Raw genomic sequence first — 15,613 nt, forward strand, 5'->3', positions numbered from 1 at the left:
TTATGAAAAGTGAAATTTATCAAACTGATGTATTAATAATTGGTTCTGGAGGTGCAGGTTGCAGAGCCGCTATAGAAGTAGCTAAAAATGGATATAAACCTGTAATTGTTTCTAAAGGTTTATCATTTAGATCCGGATGTACTGGTATGGCAGAAGGAGGATATAATGCTGCAATTGGTGCTGTGAATCCTGAAGATAATAAAAAAATCCACTTTAAAGATACATTAAAAGGTGGAAGTTATTTAAATGATAAACAACTAGTTAAAACATTAGTTGATGAATCACCTGATCGATTAAAAGATTTAGAAGAATATGGAGCATTATTTGATAGACAAGAAAATGGAAAACTAAATCAAAGACCTTTTGGAGGTCAAACTTTTAAAAGAACAATATATGAAAGTGATCGTACAGGCCATGAAATCATAACCTCATTAAAAGAAGAAATCATTAAAAGAAATATTGAAACACTTGATGAAATAATGATTACTTCTTTAATATTAAGTAAAAAAAATCCAAATTTTCCAAAAGTAATAGGAGCAGTTGGAATAAAATTAAAGGACTCTTCAACAATATTTTTCCAAACAAAATCTGTAATAATTGCATGTGGTGGAGCAGGACAATTATATCCAGTGACATCAAATACAATACAAAAAAATGGAGATGGGTATGTATTAGCATTTAATGCTGGAGCAGAAGTTATAGATATGGAAGAAGTTCAATTTCACCCAACAGGGATGATTTATCCAAAATCAAAAGCAGGAGTTCTTGTAACTGAAGCAGTTAGAGGAGAAGGTGGAATTTTATTAAATAAAAATAATGAAAGATTTATGGAAAATTATGATCCAAGAAAAGAATTAGCAACACGTGATGTTGTTGCAAGATCCATTTATAATGAAATAAGAGAGGGAAGAGGAACAAAAAGAAATGGTGTATACTTAGACATTAGCCATTTACCTGATGAAGTTATAGATAAAAAATTAAAAACCATGGTTGAACAATTTGAAGATGTTGGAGTAAATATTAAAAAAGAAAAAATGGAAGTGGCTCCAACAGCCCATCATTTCATGGGTGGAGTGAAAATAAATGATAAATGTGAAACCAATATTAAAAACTTATTTGCAGCTGGAGAAGCTAGTGGTGGTGTTCATGGTGCAAATAGGTTAGGTGGAAATGCTTTAGCAGAAACACAAGTATTTGGTGCACGTTCTGGTATTTCAGCATCTGAATGTTGTGAAAATACAGAATTTGAAATAAATAAAGAAATGATTGAAAATGAAGAATCACGTATTAATGGATTAATCAAAAAAGGAAAATATGATCCATTGAAATTGAAAAATGCATTGAAAAATATAATGTGGGAAGATGTTTCAATAATTCGTAATGAAAAAGGATTAAATAGAGCATTGAAAAATATATTAAAAATAAAAGAAGAAACAGAAGATTTAAATATTTCAAACGACTCACAATATAATAAAAAACTTATTGATGGTTTAGAACTAATAAATATGGTTGATGTAGCTATACTTGTTGTTAAATCTGCTATAATCAGACAAGAAAGTAGAGGTGCTCATTTTAGAGAAGATTTTCCTGAGACAACAGATGAATGGAAAAAAAGTATTGTTATGAGCCAATATAACATTAAATTTATACCAAGATAAAAAAATTATTGTTAAAAAGTGTAAAGTTTATATACTATTTACAATAAATAAAATATTGCTATATATAAAATAATATTATGTATAGTACTTTTTTTAAAAAATGGTGAAAAAAATGGTGGATTAGGTTCGGGAAAATATGTTATTGTATTGGTGGTGCAATAACATATGAACCTAATATTTAAAATAACTAATTTTGAGATTATATACAAATTTTACATCTTGTTTTTAAATATAAAATAGTCTAATTAAACAAAATTTAGTAAAAATATAAAAAAAGAGAATAAATTATAAATTTTTCATTTCTAAAATAGCTTCATTAGCTAAACTCTTAACTTTATCTTCATTTAAACATAGAATCTTTTTATCTTCCATTAAAATCTGACCATTACAGATAGTGGTTAAAACATCAGATCCATTTGCTGAATAAACTAAATTAGAACTTGATATTTTACTAGCTGGAGTCATATTAATAGATTTTTTATCTAATAAAATTAAATCAGCTTTTTTACCAACTTCAATTGAACCAATATCTTTATCTAAACTTAAAGCTTTTGCACCATTAATTGTAGCCATGTTAAAAACTTGATTAGAAGGTAATACTTCGGGATTTAAATCATTTACTTTTTGAAGTAAAGAAGCAAACTTCATTTCTTCAAATAAATCAAGATTATTATTAGATGCAACACCATCAGTTCCAATTGAAACATTGACCCCTTTATTTAATAATTTTGAAACAGGAGCAATACCAGAAGCTAATTTCATATTACTACAAGGATTATGAGAAACTTGTACATCTTTTTGTTTTAAAATATCAATTTCATTATCAGATAACCACACACAATGAGCCGCTAAAACATCAGAACTTAAAAAATTTAAACTATTTAAATATTCAAAAGGTCTCATCCCAGTAGAATCAACAACATCTTTTATTTCTTTTTGAGTTTCATTCATATGAATATGAATTCCCACATTGTATTTATTTGCTTCTTCTCTAACTCTTTCTAAAAGCTCTTTAGAACATGTTACAGGTGAATGAGGACCAAACCTACATGTTATTCTACCATTAGCAGAATTATTAAAATCCTTAATTAAATCAATATTTTCCTTAAATTCATGCTCTCTTTTTTCTTCATCACCAAAATCAATCATACCATAAGATAAAACTCCTCTAATACCTGCTTTATCAATAGCTTGAGCAACACTACCCATGTAAAAATACATATCATTGAAAGTTGTTGTTCCAGATTTAATCATTTCAACAGCAGCTAAAAGAGCACCAATATAACAATAATTAGAATTTAAATGAGATTCCATCGGCCAAATATGATCATTTAACCAAGTATTTAATTCTAAATCATCAGCTAAACCTCTAAATAAGTTCATTGAAATATGATTATGAGTATTAACAAGCCCAGGCATTAAAATTTTACCTTTACCATCAATCACTTTATCGACACTTTCATTAATATTGTTACCAATTTTAGCAATTTTATCATTTTCTATTAAAACAGAACCTTGAAATTCTTTTACATTTCCCAAATCAAGATTTAAAATTGTTATATCTTTAATTAATATAGTTTTTGTTTCCATTAAATTTACCACATTTTTTTTAATTATATAATTATGTATATAAATTCTTATTATAAAAATATTAAATTTATAAAAATTTATTTATACAATATTAAAGAAAATTAAAAATAATAAAGAAAATTAGATAGGAGAAAAATCTAAATATGAAACTAATAATTGCAGTACCATCTAAAGGTAGAATTAGTAATCCTTCAGTAGAAATGATTGAACAAGCTGGTTTGGGATTAAAAGATTCATCAAATAGAAAATTATTTTCATCAACATATAATGAAAATATTGACATAATGTTTGCAAGAGCAGCAGATATACCAGAATTTGTTGCTGAAGGAATTGTAGATATGGGTATAACAGGGTTAGATTTAATAAAGGAAAGCAACGCCGATGTAGAAATATTAACTGACTTAAATTTCGGACAAACTAGCCTCGTTTTAGCATCACCAGAAAATTCAAAAATAAAAAGTGAAAAAGACTTAAAAGATGGAATGGCGATTGCAACTGAATTTCCAAATTTAACTAAAAAATATTTAGATTCTAAAAATCTAAAAAAAATTAAAATAGTTAAATTAACAGGATCAACCGAAATCGCACCATTTATCGGTATTGCAGATGCAATAACAGATTTAACTAGTACAGGAACTACTTTAACTATGAATCATTTAAAAATTGTAGATACATTACTTAAAAGTTCTATTAAATTAATAACTAATAAAAATATTTATAATAACAACAAAAACAAAAAAATCTTGATAGATGAAGTAAAAACTAGTATTTGTGGAGTAATTAATGCAAAACAAAAAAAATTAATTATGATGAATGTTGCTAGTGCTGACTTAAATAATGTTAAAGATGTTATGCCTGCTATGACTGGACCAACAATATCAGAAGTTTTATCTAAAATAGATACTGTTGCTGTTCAAGCTGTTGTTGATGAAGATGAAGTATTTGAATTAATTAATAAACTTAGAAAAGCAGGAGCTCATGATATATTAGTTGTACCTATAGAAAGAATTATTTAAAATAAAACAGGTAAATATAATGAAATTTTTAAAATTCATATCAGAAAATCAAATAAAAAATGGATATTATGATGGTGAAAAAGTAATAGAAATTAAAAATGATATTTTAGAATATAATGATTTGAATATTACAAATTTAAAAAATGAATTAATTAAAAGTTATAATATTAATGAAATTAAAATTATAAATCCTGTTAATCCAAGTAAAATAGTTTGTGTAGGATTAAATTACAAAGATCATGCTGAAGAAATGGATTTAAATTTACCATTAGAACCAAAAATTTTTATAAAACCTTCAACATGTGTAATTGGAAATAATGATAAAATAATTTATCCTAAAACCTCAAAAAGAGTAGATTATGAAGGCGAATTAGCTATCATTATAGGTAAAAAAGCAAAAAATGTGACTCAAGATATTGCTAATAAATATATTTTTGGATATAGTATAATAAATGATGTAACTGCACGTGATTTAACTATTAAAGACGAACAATGGACAAGAGGTAAAAGTTTTGATAGTTTTGCTCCTATAGGTCCTTTTGTTCAAACCGAAATGAATCCTTTAAATCAAAATATTAAAGTATATTTAAATGACACTATAAAACAAGATTCAAATACTAAAAATATGATTTTTTCACCATATAAGCTTCTAGAATATATATCAAATATTATGACTTTATATCCAGGTGATGTTATAGCAACAGGGACCCCTTCAGGTGTAGGGCCAATGAATAAAAATGATATAATTAAAATATCAATTGAAGATATTGGAATTTTAACAAATGAATTAAAAGAGGATTAAATATGAAAACAGCTATAATTTATGGAACAACATATGGTACAACACATAAAGTAGCTAAAATTTTAGCTAAAGGTATTAAAGGAGAATGTGTTACAATACCTATAAATAAAGCAAAATCCGAATGTTTACAAAAATATGATTTTATTATAATAGGTGGATCTATACACAAAGGAAGAATTCAAAGCCAAATAAAACAATATACTTCAAGAAACATTAAAACATTATTAGGTAAAAATATTGGTTTATTTATTTTAGCTAATAATGATAAAGAAATCGACAAATATTTCAGAGATTCTTTTACTAAAGGATTAGTGGATTCAACTGTAACAACTGGATTTTTTGGTAATGAAATTCATCCTGAAAAAGGTAATTTAATAACTAAAAAAATAATGATTAATGAAATTGAAAATTATTTAAAAAATGATGAAGAATTACCATCACTGAAATTTGATCAAATACAAGATTTTATGAATGAGATAAATAAATTAAAAATAAGATGAAATAAGAAATTTAAAGGAGAATGATTAAAATTTTTCGTCTAAAAAATGTGATATCAATTAAAGATTTTGAAAAAGAGGATATTAATTATATATTAAATGAAGCCAATAAACTTGAAAATATTGCAAAATCTAAAGATAAGTCTGAAGCATTATCTGGGAAAATTCTTGGAATGATGTTTTTTGAGCCATCTACTCGAACTAGATTATCATTTGAAACCGCAATGAAAAGATTAGGTGGAAATTGTGTTGGTTTTCAAAACAGTAATACTAGTTCAGTTGTTAAAGGAGAAAGTTTAGCTGATACAGCTAAAATGTTAGAAGGTTATTCAGATGCTTTAGTAATTAGGCATGATTTAGAAGGAGTATCACGATTTATCTCAGAAATAGTTGATGTTCCAGTTGTAAATGCTGGAGATGGTGCTGGTCAACATCCTACACAAACTTTATTAGATTTATATACTATGAAAAAAGAATTTGGTGAAATTGAAGGATTAAAAGTAGCTTTAATTGGAGATTTAAAATATGGACGAACTGTTCATTCATTAGTTTATGCTTTAGCATTATATGGTGTTGAAATGACTTTTGTGTCACCTGAAGAATTAAAAATGCCTAAAGATGTAATACATGATTTAAAAAAGAATAATATTAGAATTAAAGAAACTAATAACATAAAAGATGTAATTAATGATGTTGATGTATTATATGTAACCAGAATACAAAAAGAAAGATTCCCTGATATTGAAGATTATTTAAAAATAAAAGGTGCATATTTAATTGATAAAAAATTAGTAGAAAACAAAAATTTAATAGTAATGCACCCATTGCCTCGTATAGATGAAATTTCAACAGATATAGATAATACTAAATATAATAAATATTTTGAACAAGCATATAATGCAATTCCTGTTAGAATGGCAATTTTAAAAAATATAATTCAAAATAATGTAAAAAAATAATGTAAAAATTATAAAGAATATAAAGTACTTTCTAATAAATCTGTATCACATTGTAATGAAATTATATTAGTTCTCCCTTTACCTCTACCTCTAGATATAGTATTAGTTGAAATAATTCCAAGCATTTCTAATTCATTAATAAAATCAAAAATTCTCCTATAAGTTACAGAATCTCCTTTAGAAACCAATTTATATGCATCATATAACTTACCGGAAGTTATTTCTTTATTTTCTTTTGTTAAATTTAAAAGAGCTTCAAGAACTCTTTGTTGTTGAGTAGGAAGAGTAATTATTATATCTGTGATTTTATTATGTTCTATCCGATCTTTAGCTTCTCGAACAAAATTACCATGAATTATTTCTGAATCTTTTTCATCAGCTAATTCACCTGCAGTTCTAAGAAGATCTAAAGCATACCTAGCATCCCCTTCTTCTTTAGCAGCCATAGCAGAACATAAAGGAATAACATCATCATCTAAAACTCCTTTATCAAAAGACAATCTAGATCTTTCTTGTAAAATATCGGATAATTGTTCAGCATTATAAGGAGGGAATACAATTTCTCGATCTCTTAAACTACTCATAACTCTAGGTTTTATAAATTTTTTAAAATCTAAATAATTACTAATTGATAAAACTGAAACATTTTCAGTTCTTGTTAATGTATAAAGTATTCCATCTCCATCTTTTTGAAGTAAAATATCAATTTCATCAAGAATGACAATAAGAATAAGTTTTTTACCAAAAGCATTAGTTTTAAAAATATCTCTAAAAGTATTAATTACTTCTGCTTTAGTCCATCCTCTATGAGGAACATCTCTACCTAATTGTTGACATAAATGAGCAATAACTTGATATTCAGTTGTATAATCTGTGCAACGAATATATTCTACTTTTACAAAAATACTTTTATTTTTAGCTGCTTCTTTCAATTGTTCTTTTGCGAATTTAGCAGCTGCTGTTTTTCCGGTTCCAGTTTTTCCATAAATAGTTATATCAGATGGTGCTACATTATTTAAAGCTTCAACCCAATATTTAGCTATGGATGTAATTTGTTCTTTTCTGTGTGGTAAGTGTTCAGGTAAAAACCTATGATCTAAAGGTTTTATGTCTTTAAAAACAGAATCTTCACCTTCTAAATTATCAAAAATATTTGTCATTAAATCGCCATAAAAAAATTAATTAATTAAAAATTATTTAATAAGAATAATTTCAAGTGTAAAACTTATAAATTAATTTTTGTTATGATTATATTTAAATTTTATGTTAAAGTACAAGTGTAAATAATCAAAATTTAATAAAATTATAATATTTAAAAATGAATATTAATAATAAGCAAATTAAATTAATGTTTTAGCTAAAATTAATCTTTAAATAAGGTTATATTAAATTAAAATAATTTTTATTTAAATGAATGTTAAAAAAAATAAATGAAAATAATTTTTATATAGTTAAATTTCAAGTGTAATATTATGTATAAATAGATATAACAGGCAAATAGCTAAAAAATAAAAAATTTTCAATAAGGGATTTAAAATCAAAAATAAGGATTTATATTAAATTAATTTTTTTAAAAAATTAATATTAAAGTGAGAGAGGTGTATTTCAAGTGAAAAATAAAAATTTGAAAAAGCGAAATATAAAGACATATATTTCAAGTGTAAAATAAATTTTAAATAACGTTTAATAATTCATAATTTTACAAAAGAAGTAATAAAATTAGTAATTTTGTGAAATATTACTAACAAAACAGAGAGGTAAATTTCATGAATTTTTCAGATGAAATGTATCTCTTCATCTTTAATAAACACAATTTTCTCTTTCACTTGAAGAGTATGTCTCTCTCTTAAAAACAAAAAAATTAATAAATTATATATAATTATTATTATTATTATTATTATTATAATTATTATTTTTATTATTATTTATATTAGATTTAGAGCTATATTCACCAAATACTTTATTTAATTTCCAAATACATTGTAATTTACCTTTAAAAACTTTTTTAATACATAAAATTAAATTATTTTTATTTAAATTATCTTCATATATTTCATCTGTAATAACAAATCGTTGTAAAACATCATTAGGATGTTCTAATTCAAAATCCAATAAAAATTGATTTAAAGTTAATTTAATATCCCAAATAAAATTTCTTTTTCTTTCACTTGAAGCATTACTCATTGCTTCAATTTGACTAGGATCAATTTCAGTTGCACAACCAATTAGTAACATATCTTCTTTACCTAATGGCTGAATCAAATCCATAATATGATTTTCAGGATAATTAATTATAAAATGAAAATTAGATTTATCATCAGAAATTTCATTTTTAAACATTCCTTCATCAACTAACCATTTTTGAACTATATTTTTATCTATCATAATTTAACTTCCTATTATATTAATAAATAAATTAATATATAATTTATAAATAATATAAAAATAATGTTTAATGAAATTATAAACTTCATATTTAACAATTATAATATATACTTAATTTTTTTATTAATTTTAAGCATATTAATTGACTTAATCATTGAAGAAGTACCATCTAAATATCATTTTGTTGTTTTAATTGGGAAAATAATAGAATATTTTAAAAATAATTTTATTAATATAAAAAATAGATCTTCTGGAGTTTTATTAACATTTTTTTCATTAATATCAATATCATTAATTTTGATAATAATATATAGTATTAATATATTTTTATCAACTTTTTTAGCTACTTTCTTAACAATATTTTGTAATAAATTTATAAATAATTTATTTGCATTGAATTTTTGGATTATAATAAATTATGTAATATTTGGAATTTTAACATCAATATTTTTATCCCAATTTTTCTCAATAAAAATGTTAATAAATTCATCATTAAAAATTAAGAAAGATTTAAAAGATAATATCAAAACAGCTAGAAAGTCAATTTCAATGTTTGTAAGTAGGGATACATCTAATCTAAATGAACAATATATAATATCTGCTTCAATTGAATCAATGACTGAAAATATTACAGATTCATATGTTTCATCTATATTCTACTATTTCCTATTTAGTTTGATTGGAATATTTTTTGGATTAAATTATTATTATATAATTTTTTTAGCTATTTTAGGTGCAAATATTCATAGAGTCATTAATACATTAGACGCAATGGTTGGATATAAAACAACAATTTTAGCTAATATAGGGTGGTTTCCAGCACACTTAGATGATATCTTAAATTATATTCCGTCACGTTTTGCGGGAATAATGGTTGTTTTATCTGCATATATTCTAAAATTAAATGGTAAAAATAGTTTTAAAATTTTTAAAAGAGATTCAAAAAAAACTCCAAGTCCTAATTCAGGTTATACAATGGCAGCGGTTGCTGGAGCTTTAGATATTCAATTAGAAAAAAAAGAAACTTATATTCTTGGAGATAATAATCATAAATTAAGCATTGATAAAATTGATGATTCAGTTAAATTAACAAAAATGAGTATCTGTTTATCAACTATAATTTTAAGTATAATATTTTTAATATTAAATTTTATTTTTTAAAAAAAATAAGGAAAGTTAAAAAACATGAAAATTGCAATAATATCAATAACTGAAAATGGGAAAGAATTATCTAATATTATTAAAGATTATTTAATAAAAAATCCTAGATTTATAAAAATTGATATATATTTTAAAAATGTAAAAAATACTATAAATAATATTTTTTTTAAATATGATGCTATAATTGGAATAATGGCAACTGGAATTTTAATAAGATCTATAGCAAATCAAATAACATCTAAAGATAAAGATCCTGCAATATTATCCATAGATGAAAAAGGACAATATGTAATAAGCTTATTAAGTGGACATCTAGGTGGGGCTAATGAATTAACAAATATAATTTCAGAAATAATTAATGCAGAACCAATTATTACAACTGCTACAGATATTAACAATAAATTATCTATAGACTCATTAGCTAATAAATATTTTTGGAAAATTGAAAATGTACATGACATAGTAACTTTTAATAAATCAATATTAAATAACCAATCAATAGACTTATTAGTTAATATTAAACAAGAAAAATACCTAAAAGAATTTTTACATACAAAAAAAGAAATAAATCTCATTAAAAATAATTCTAATAACTCTACTATAATAGCTAAATATAAAAGTAAGATATTAAAAATAATTCCTGAAAAAATGGTTTTTGGAATTGGCTCTAAAAAAAATATAAGCATGAAAAACGTTTTAATAGCTATAAAAACTGTCTGCACTCAATTGAATATTGATATTAATAGAATAGATTCTTTAGCTACTGTTGATGTTAAACAAAATGAAGAAGGGATAATTTTAGCATCAGAAAAATTAAAATTACCTTTATTTATAATAAAAACTGAAGATATAAAAAATTTTAAGTCTGAAGATTGCACTAAATCTAAATTTGTAGAAAAAACAATCGGAGCTTATGGTGTATGCGAACCCTGTGCTTTAATGAAAGCTGGATTAAATTCTAAACTTATTTATAAAAAAACAGCATTTAATGGTGTTACTATAGCCGTAGCTATCAGTAATGAAAAATAATAAAAAATATTTTTAAAAAAAATTAATAATTTATTTTATGATTTAACAGTTTCTAACTTACTTAATATTTCCCAAATTAATGTTCTAGCATGAACAGGTATATTAGGATCGTTACTTATTTCATCTAAAATCATAATAACAGTACTAGCTTTAACAGTAGGATCTTCACTTTCATCAGCTAATTTATTATTTGATTCATCTGCAGCTCTTCTAATGTTACGTGGAACTGTTGGATTATCCATAATGTGTTTTAATATTTCTGAAACTTCATCAAAAGTTTCCTGATTATCACTCATATAATTTTCCTCCCATAAAAAATTTATAAAAATAGTTATAATATTATATTATTATTTTATAAACTATATAATGTTTACTAAAAATATAATTACTTTTTTACTTTATTAAATTTAATGTATGTGTAATAAATTGAGTTTTAGCTATTTCTTCTACAAAATCTGCTAATGAAAAAGCTTCTTCTAAATTTTCTCCAACACTAATTACACCATGATTTTTAAGAATTAAAACATCTTCATTTTTAATTGCTTCTCCTACTTTATTAGCTAAATCCATAGTCCCCGGAATTTCATAATTTACTTCGGCTAAATAAGGTTTTTCAATTTTTCCAAAACCTTCTAATCTTTTAATTTTTTTATCAGAAAATGAAAAACCAGTTGCAAAAGGAGAATGAGTATGAACTATAGCATTAACATTTTTATTAGATTTATAAATATTTAAATGCATAAAGACCTCAGAAGATGGTTTTCCTTTAGATATTATGTTACCTTCTAAATCAACCAGTACAATATCATTGAATTTAAGATTATTAAGAGATTTTAATGTAGGTGTTATACCAATGATAATTTTTCCATTATTTTTAAATTTTACACTCACATTACCAGCTTTTCCAGTAACTAAATGTCTATTAAAAAGTTTATTTGAAATGTTTATTATAGAATTAATTTCTTTTTGCATTGTATTTTTCCTTCCGATTTTAATTTAATCAATAAATTTAAGTTGTTTATATTCTCCATTATCTAAAATAGGTACTTGTGCAGGTGTAGGTACAATATTATAAATTTTTTGGAATTCAGTTTGTGTCTGAAAAGTACCTGAATTAATTAAATGAATTCCTTTATAATTCTTATAAGTATTTATATGAACATGTCCTGTATGTAACACATTAGGCACTTCATCAATTACTAAATGATCCTCTAATTCGGAAGCTAATGGTGTTCTTTCACCATAAATAGGAGCTAAGTGTCTTATATTTAAGAATTCTTCCATAATCAAATCATTTCTTTCATGAGAATAGTCTTTTACACCGATTGCAAAATCATCAATACCTCTACCATGATACATTAAGACTTTTGTACCATCTAGGTTTACATAACCAGGGTTACTTATAAATTCTATATTATTTAATTTATAAAGTGATTTAGCATATTTTTCAGGGACAGCAGGTTGAGGTTCTGCTAATCTTGAAGCATCGTGGTTACCAGGACCTATAATTATTTTAATATCACTTCTAATATCACCTAATAATCTTGCAGCTTCATCATATTGTTCTGTAATATCTTTAATAGCTAATTCTTTTTCTTGATTTGGATAAACACCAATTCCATCAACTATATCTCCATCAACAGTCATATATTTAACATTATTGGCAATTTCTCTTTGTTCTTCATTACCAAAATCTCCATTAATCCATTTAATAAATTTTACAAATGCATCTTCAAGAAATGTAATACTGCCTATGTGTATATCTGAAGTGAAAACAATTCCACATTTTGAATTTGTGTTTGGCATTCTTGGGACTCCTGGAAAGATAATATTATTACCAATTGCTAAATCTCCACGTTTGTCTGCTGTAATACCAACTACTTCATCTCGAACAAGTTTTTCAGATTGTTTAAAAACTGATTCATTTTTATTGCTAAATAAAACATTTAAATTTCCAGTATCATCCTCAAAATCTACTAAATTATGGCCATTTTTAGTTGTTCTTACGTTATTTACCATTAAAATTAAATTTAAATCTGTCTGTCCTTCTCCAATTTCACTAATCTTTTGGTGTGTTTTCATTTCAGGGTGTTTTTCAATAATTTTACTCAATTTTTGGTATCTATTGTTAAAATAAGTAACTAAATTATTTAATTCTCCACTAGTATAAGATTGGTTTGTAAGATCTTTTAAGATTTCAAAATTATCATAATTAACATTAGGTTTTGTTAAATTACGTTTAAATTCTGGGCTAACTTCTTTATCATTAATTTTAATTAAATTTTTATTGCTTATTTCATCATTTATTAAATTTTCTTTATTTTTTGGTTGTTCTTTTGTTATGGTGTTGTTTTTTGGTTGTTCTTTTGTTATGGTGTTGTTTTTTGGTTGTTCTTTGTTAAAATTATCTAAAGAATTTAAATTGTTAATTTCTTTTTTATTTTCATTTTTTGTTTTTATCCCTAGTTCTTTTATATAATGATTAACTATATCTCCTTTTAATGATATGAAATCATTTTTAGAATAATTTTTAGTCTTTAATTTTAAAATTAATGATGTAGAAAAATCATTAGGATCTTCAGTACTAATAATTTTTTTATAAGCATCTGGTGATAAATTAATTCCCTTTTTTGCAAATTTTAGTATTATATCATTCATATAAATCTAATTAATCCTTTTTTATATTAATATAAATTTTTTATTTTTTATTTTAATGTTTTAATAGAAAAATATCTTATTATTTCTTTATTTTTTTTCATTAATAAAAATTTCAATTATGTATAAAATTAATAGTAAATTATATTAGATATAATACTAAATAATTTATTATTATATTTTTATTATAAAATATTTTAAATATTAATTTTTAAATTAAAAGAGAATGTAGTGATAAAATGTCAAGACCACTTAGAATTTTACTAATAATAATTCTTTTCTTAGGTTTTTTTGAAATTGGATTATTTAGTTCATATACTATTGTAACTTCTGAAGCTCCAAATGTTAAGGGTTTAATAGATTTACAAGTTAATACCATAACAGGATTTATAAATCCTCATAGTATTACAAATATTGTTATAAAAGATCCAAGTTCAGTAAACATCACTAATAAGGTTGACACGGCTATGGTGATAGCAAATCTTGCTAATGTGGATGGTGCTAGTGTTCCTAATATGACAGCTACCACACAACAAAGTACTGATGATACAGGTTTAATAAATATTACTATAACCACTGTAGGTTATGCTGCATCTAATTCTACAAACCAAACAGTAATAAGCACAGCTCCGACTTATAAATTAATTGCTACTGCACAAGCAAATGCAACAAGTAAAGGAGTTGTCGTAGATACAAATTCAATTAAAGTTACTAGTATTTTAAAATTATATGAAAATGAGACTAATACAACTTCTTAATTTTCATGATAGAGGTTTATTAACATGTTAAATATTATAGGTATTGGTTCAAGTAAAGGAGATATAACTTTAAATGCTATTAAAGCTTTAAAAGAATCTAATGTTATTATTGGTTATAAAAAATATATAGATTCTATAAATGACCTTATTGATGGAAAAGAAATTATAAAGAAAGGAATGGGGGATGAAGTCGCTAGGGGAGAACTAGCTATTTCAAAAACCTTAGAAGGAAATAATGTAGCTATAATAAGCTCAGGTGATCCTGGAGTTTATGGGATGGCTAATCTTATATTTCAATTAATTGGGAAATATGAGGATATAGATGTTAGGGTTTATCCAGGGGTATCTGCTTTAAATTATTCTGCAGATCTTTTAGGTGCTCCTTTACATGATTTTGCTACTATAAGTTTAAGTAATCTTTTAACACCATTATCTGAAATACAAAATAAAATTGAGCATGCTGCAAAAGGAAATTTTATTATAGCAGTTTATAATCCAATTAGTAAATCTCGTAAAGAACCATTTAGATTATTTAAAAAAATTTTACTAGATATTCGTGGATCTAATACTTTAGTAGGGATTGTTGATAGTACATCTTATCCCTCTAAGACCAAAATTGTTAAATTAATTAATCTAGACGAAGAAGATATTAACATGTTTTCTTGTTTAATTGTTGGAAATAAATTAACATATTTATCTGATGGGTATATGGTAACTCCAAGAGGTTATGCTATTAAAAATGATATTCATCCCTCATCTAGGAATTTTTATGATAATTTTTTTAAATCTAATACACCTGTTGGTCCAAATTTAGAATGTGAATATTATCCTTGTCATTATTATGGTCAAAATTGTGATTTTTGTTATTGTCCTTTTTATCCATGTGGTGATGGATCTACTGGTGGTAAGTGGATTAAAGGTAAGAATATTTGGAGTTGTGAAGACTGTACATGGATTCATGAGAAGGATGCAATTGATTGTGTTAAGAAAAAATTTAATGATATTGTAAATGATGTTGATGATTTAAATCGTAAAAAGAAAGAATTATTAAAACTTCGTCGTCATTGTGTTTTAAAAACAAAGAAATTATAATATAATTATAT

15 protein-coding genes are annotated in these 15,613 nt (G+C 24.3%); 9 read left to right on the forward strand and 6 right to left on the reverse strand.

Annotation, left to right across the window (positions count from 1 at the left end; translation table 11 throughout):
* The first annotated feature begins 2 nt into the window (after positions 1-2).
* Positions 3-1,658, forward strand: a complete 1,656-nt coding sequence (gene tfrA, locus BP997_RS04625) for a fumarate reductase (CoM/CoB) subunit TfrA (protein WP_413828930.1) — start codon at positions 3-5, stop codon at positions 1,656-1,658.
* Positions 1,659-1,943: 285 nt separating this feature from the next.
* On the opposite strand, the gene BP997_RS04630 is transcribed toward tfrA, so the two are convergent.
* The gene (locus BP997_RS04630; protein WP_413828932.1) at positions 1,944-3,248 is read right to left on the reverse strand and encodes an amidohydrolase family protein; all 1,305 of its coding nucleotides are present in this window, start codon (positions 3,246-3,248) and stop codon (positions 1,944-1,946) included.
* Positions 3,249-3,391: 143 nt separating this feature from the next.
* Between BP997_RS04630 and hisG the strand changes: the two genes are divergently transcribed.
* From hisG to pyrB, 4 genes are read left to right on the forward strand one after another with little or no spacing between them, the layout of a single operon-like run.
* Positions 3,392-4,264 (forward strand): ATP phosphoribosyltransferase, encoded by an 873-nt coding sequence (hisG, locus tag BP997_RS04635; RefSeq protein ID WP_413828934.1) that lies wholly within the window; start codon positions 3,392-3,394, stop codon positions 4,262-4,264.
* Positions 4,265-4,283: 19 nt separating this feature from the next.
* Positions 4,284-5,066, forward strand: a complete 783-nt coding sequence (locus tag BP997_RS04640) for a fumarylacetoacetate hydrolase family protein (protein ID WP_409198285.1) — start codon at positions 4,284-4,286, stop codon at positions 5,064-5,066.
* A gap of 2 nt (positions 5,067-5,068) precedes the next feature.
* A complete protein-coding gene (locus BP997_RS04645) occupies positions 5,069-5,566 on the forward strand; it encodes a flavodoxin domain-containing protein (RefSeq protein ID WP_409198284.1) in 498 nt (165 codons plus the stop codon).
* Between the two features lie 20 nt (positions 5,567-5,586).
* On the forward strand, positions 5,587-6,522 hold the full coding sequence (gene pyrB, locus BP997_RS04650; protein ID WP_409198283.1) for an aspartate carbamoyltransferase: 936 nt from the start codon (positions 5,587-5,589) through the stop codon (positions 6,520-6,522).
* 8 nt (positions 6,523-6,530) lie between these two features.
* Here pyrB and BP997_RS04655 read toward each other — a convergent pair whose 3' ends face one another.
* On the reverse strand, positions 6,531-7,682 hold the full coding sequence (locus BP997_RS04655) for a Cdc6/Cdc18 family protein (RefSeq protein WP_409198282.1): 1,152 nt from the start codon (positions 7,680-7,682) through the stop codon (positions 6,531-6,533).
* A 709-nt stretch (positions 7,683-8,391) separates the two neighbouring features.
* Positions 8,392-8,907: a DUF2299 domain-containing protein gene (locus BP997_RS04660; RefSeq protein ID WP_413828937.1), complete on the reverse strand. Its 516-nt coding sequence runs from the start codon at positions 8,905-8,907 to the stop codon at positions 8,392-8,394.
* A gap of 63 nt (positions 8,908-8,970) precedes the next feature.
* Here BP997_RS04660 and BP997_RS04665 point away from each other — a divergent pair, with 63 nt between their 5' ends.
* The gene (locus BP997_RS04665) at positions 8,971-10,068 is read left to right on the forward strand and encodes a cobalamin biosynthesis protein (RefSeq protein WP_413828939.1); all 1,098 of its coding nucleotides are present in this window, start codon (positions 8,971-8,973) and stop codon (positions 10,066-10,068) included.
* A gap of 24 nt (positions 10,069-10,092) precedes the next feature.
* On the forward strand, positions 10,093-11,097 hold the full coding sequence (locus BP997_RS04670; protein ID WP_413828941.1) for a cobalt-precorrin 5A hydrolase: 1,005 nt from the start codon (positions 10,093-10,095) through the stop codon (positions 11,095-11,097).
* A 35-nt stretch (positions 11,098-11,132) separates the two neighbouring features.
* On the opposite strand, the gene BP997_RS04675 is transcribed toward BP997_RS04670, so the two are convergent.
* From BP997_RS04675 to BP997_RS04685, 3 genes are all read right to left on the reverse strand, one after another.
* Entirely contained in the window at positions 11,133-11,393 is a 261-nt protein-coding gene (locus tag BP997_RS04675) for a UPF0147 family protein (protein WP_409198278.1), read from the reverse strand.
* A 97-nt stretch (positions 11,394-11,490) separates the two neighbouring features.
* Positions 11,491-12,069, reverse strand: coding sequence for a class II aldolase/adducin family protein (locus BP997_RS04680; protein WP_409198277.1), 579 nt, complete (start codon positions 12,067-12,069; stop codon positions 11,491-11,493).
* A gap of 24 nt (positions 12,070-12,093) precedes the next feature.
* Positions 12,094-13,755 carry a DNA-directed DNA polymerase II small subunit gene (locus tag BP997_RS04685; RefSeq protein ID WP_413825400.1) on the reverse strand — a complete coding sequence of 554 codons (1,662 nt, stop codon included), beginning with the start codon at positions 13,753-13,755 and terminating at the stop codon, positions 12,094-12,096.
* A 236-nt stretch (positions 13,756-13,991) separates the two neighbouring features.
* Here BP997_RS04685 and BP997_RS04690 point away from each other — a divergent pair, with 236 nt between their 5' ends.
* Together BP997_RS04690 and cobJ are read left to right on the forward strand one after the other, a co-directional pair.
* Complete coding sequence (locus tag BP997_RS04690) at positions 13,992-14,510, forward strand: hypothetical protein (RefSeq protein WP_409198275.1); 519 nt, start codon at positions 13,992-13,994, stop codon at positions 14,508-14,510.
* A gap of 24 nt (positions 14,511-14,534) precedes the next feature.
* Entirely contained in the window at positions 14,535-15,602 is a 1,068-nt protein-coding gene (gene cobJ / locus BP997_RS04695) for a precorrin-3B C(17)-methyltransferase (RefSeq protein WP_413828943.1), read from the forward strand.
* Positions 15,603-15,613 lie beyond the last annotated feature (11 nt).

Origin of the sequence: Methanobrevibacter sp. UBA412 (assembly GCA_002495685.1) — an archaeon.
In the GTDB taxonomy this organism is placed as follows: Archaea; Methanobacteriota; Methanobacteria; order Methanobacteriales; family Methanobacteriaceae; genus Methanobrevibacter_A; species Methanobrevibacter_A acididurans.

What these genes read in the sequence shown, in the direction of transcription:
- BP997_RS04670 (WP_413828941.1), top strand. Translation starts at nt 10,093, where the DNA reads ATGAAAATTGCAATAATATCAATAACTGAAAATGGGAAAGAATTATCT.
- BP997_RS04640 (WP_409198285.1), top strand. Translation starts at nt 4,284, where the DNA reads ATGAAATTTTTAAAATTCATATCAGAAAATCAAATAAAAAATGGATAT.
- BP997_RS04675 (WP_409198278.1), bottom strand. Translation starts at nt 11,393, where the DNA reads ATGAGTGATAATCAGGAAACTTTTGATGAAGTTTCAGAAATATTAAAA.
- BP997_RS04630 (WP_413828932.1), bottom strand. Translation starts at nt 3,248, where the DNA reads ATGGAAACAAAAACTATATTAATTAAAGATATAACAATTTTAAATCTT.
- BP997_RS04660 (WP_413828937.1), bottom strand. Translation starts at nt 8,907, where the DNA reads ATGATAGATAAAAATATAGTTCAAAAATGGTTAGTTGATGAAGGAATG.
- BP997_RS04655 (WP_409198282.1), bottom strand. Translation starts at nt 7,682, where the DNA reads ATGACAAATATTTTTGATAATTTAGAAGGTGAAGATTCTGTTTTTAAA.
- cobJ (WP_413828943.1), top strand. Translation starts at nt 14,535, where the DNA reads ATGTTAAATATTATAGGTATTGGTTCAAGTAAAGGAGATATAACTTTA.
- hisG (WP_413828934.1), top strand. Translation starts at nt 3,392, where the DNA reads ATGAAACTAATAATTGCAGTACCATCTAAAGGTAGAATTAGTAATCCT.
- BP997_RS04680 (WP_409198277.1), bottom strand. Translation starts at nt 12,069, where the DNA reads ATGCAAAAAGAAATTAATTCTATAATAAACATTTCAAATAAACTTTTT.
- BP997_RS04645 (WP_409198284.1), top strand. Translation starts at nt 5,069, where the DNA reads ATGAAAACAGCTATAATTTATGGAACAACATATGGTACAACACATAAA.
- BP997_RS04690 (WP_409198275.1), top strand. Translation starts at nt 13,992, where the DNA reads ATGTCAAGACCACTTAGAATTTTACTAATAATAATTCTTTTCTTAGGT.
- pyrB (WP_409198283.1), top strand. Translation starts at nt 5,587, where the DNA reads ATGATTAAAATTTTTCGTCTAAAAAATGTGATATCAATTAAAGATTTT.
- BP997_RS04665 (WP_413828939.1), top strand. Translation starts at nt 8,971, where the DNA reads ATGTTTAATGAAATTATAAACTTCATATTTAACAATTATAATATATAC.
- BP997_RS04685 (WP_413825400.1), bottom strand. Translation starts at nt 13,755, where the DNA reads ATGAATGATATAATACTAAAATTTGCAAAAAAGGGAATTAATTTATCA.
- tfrA (WP_413828930.1), top strand. Translation starts at nt 3, where the DNA reads ATGAAAAGTGAAATTTATCAAACTGATGTATTAATAATTGGTTCTGGA.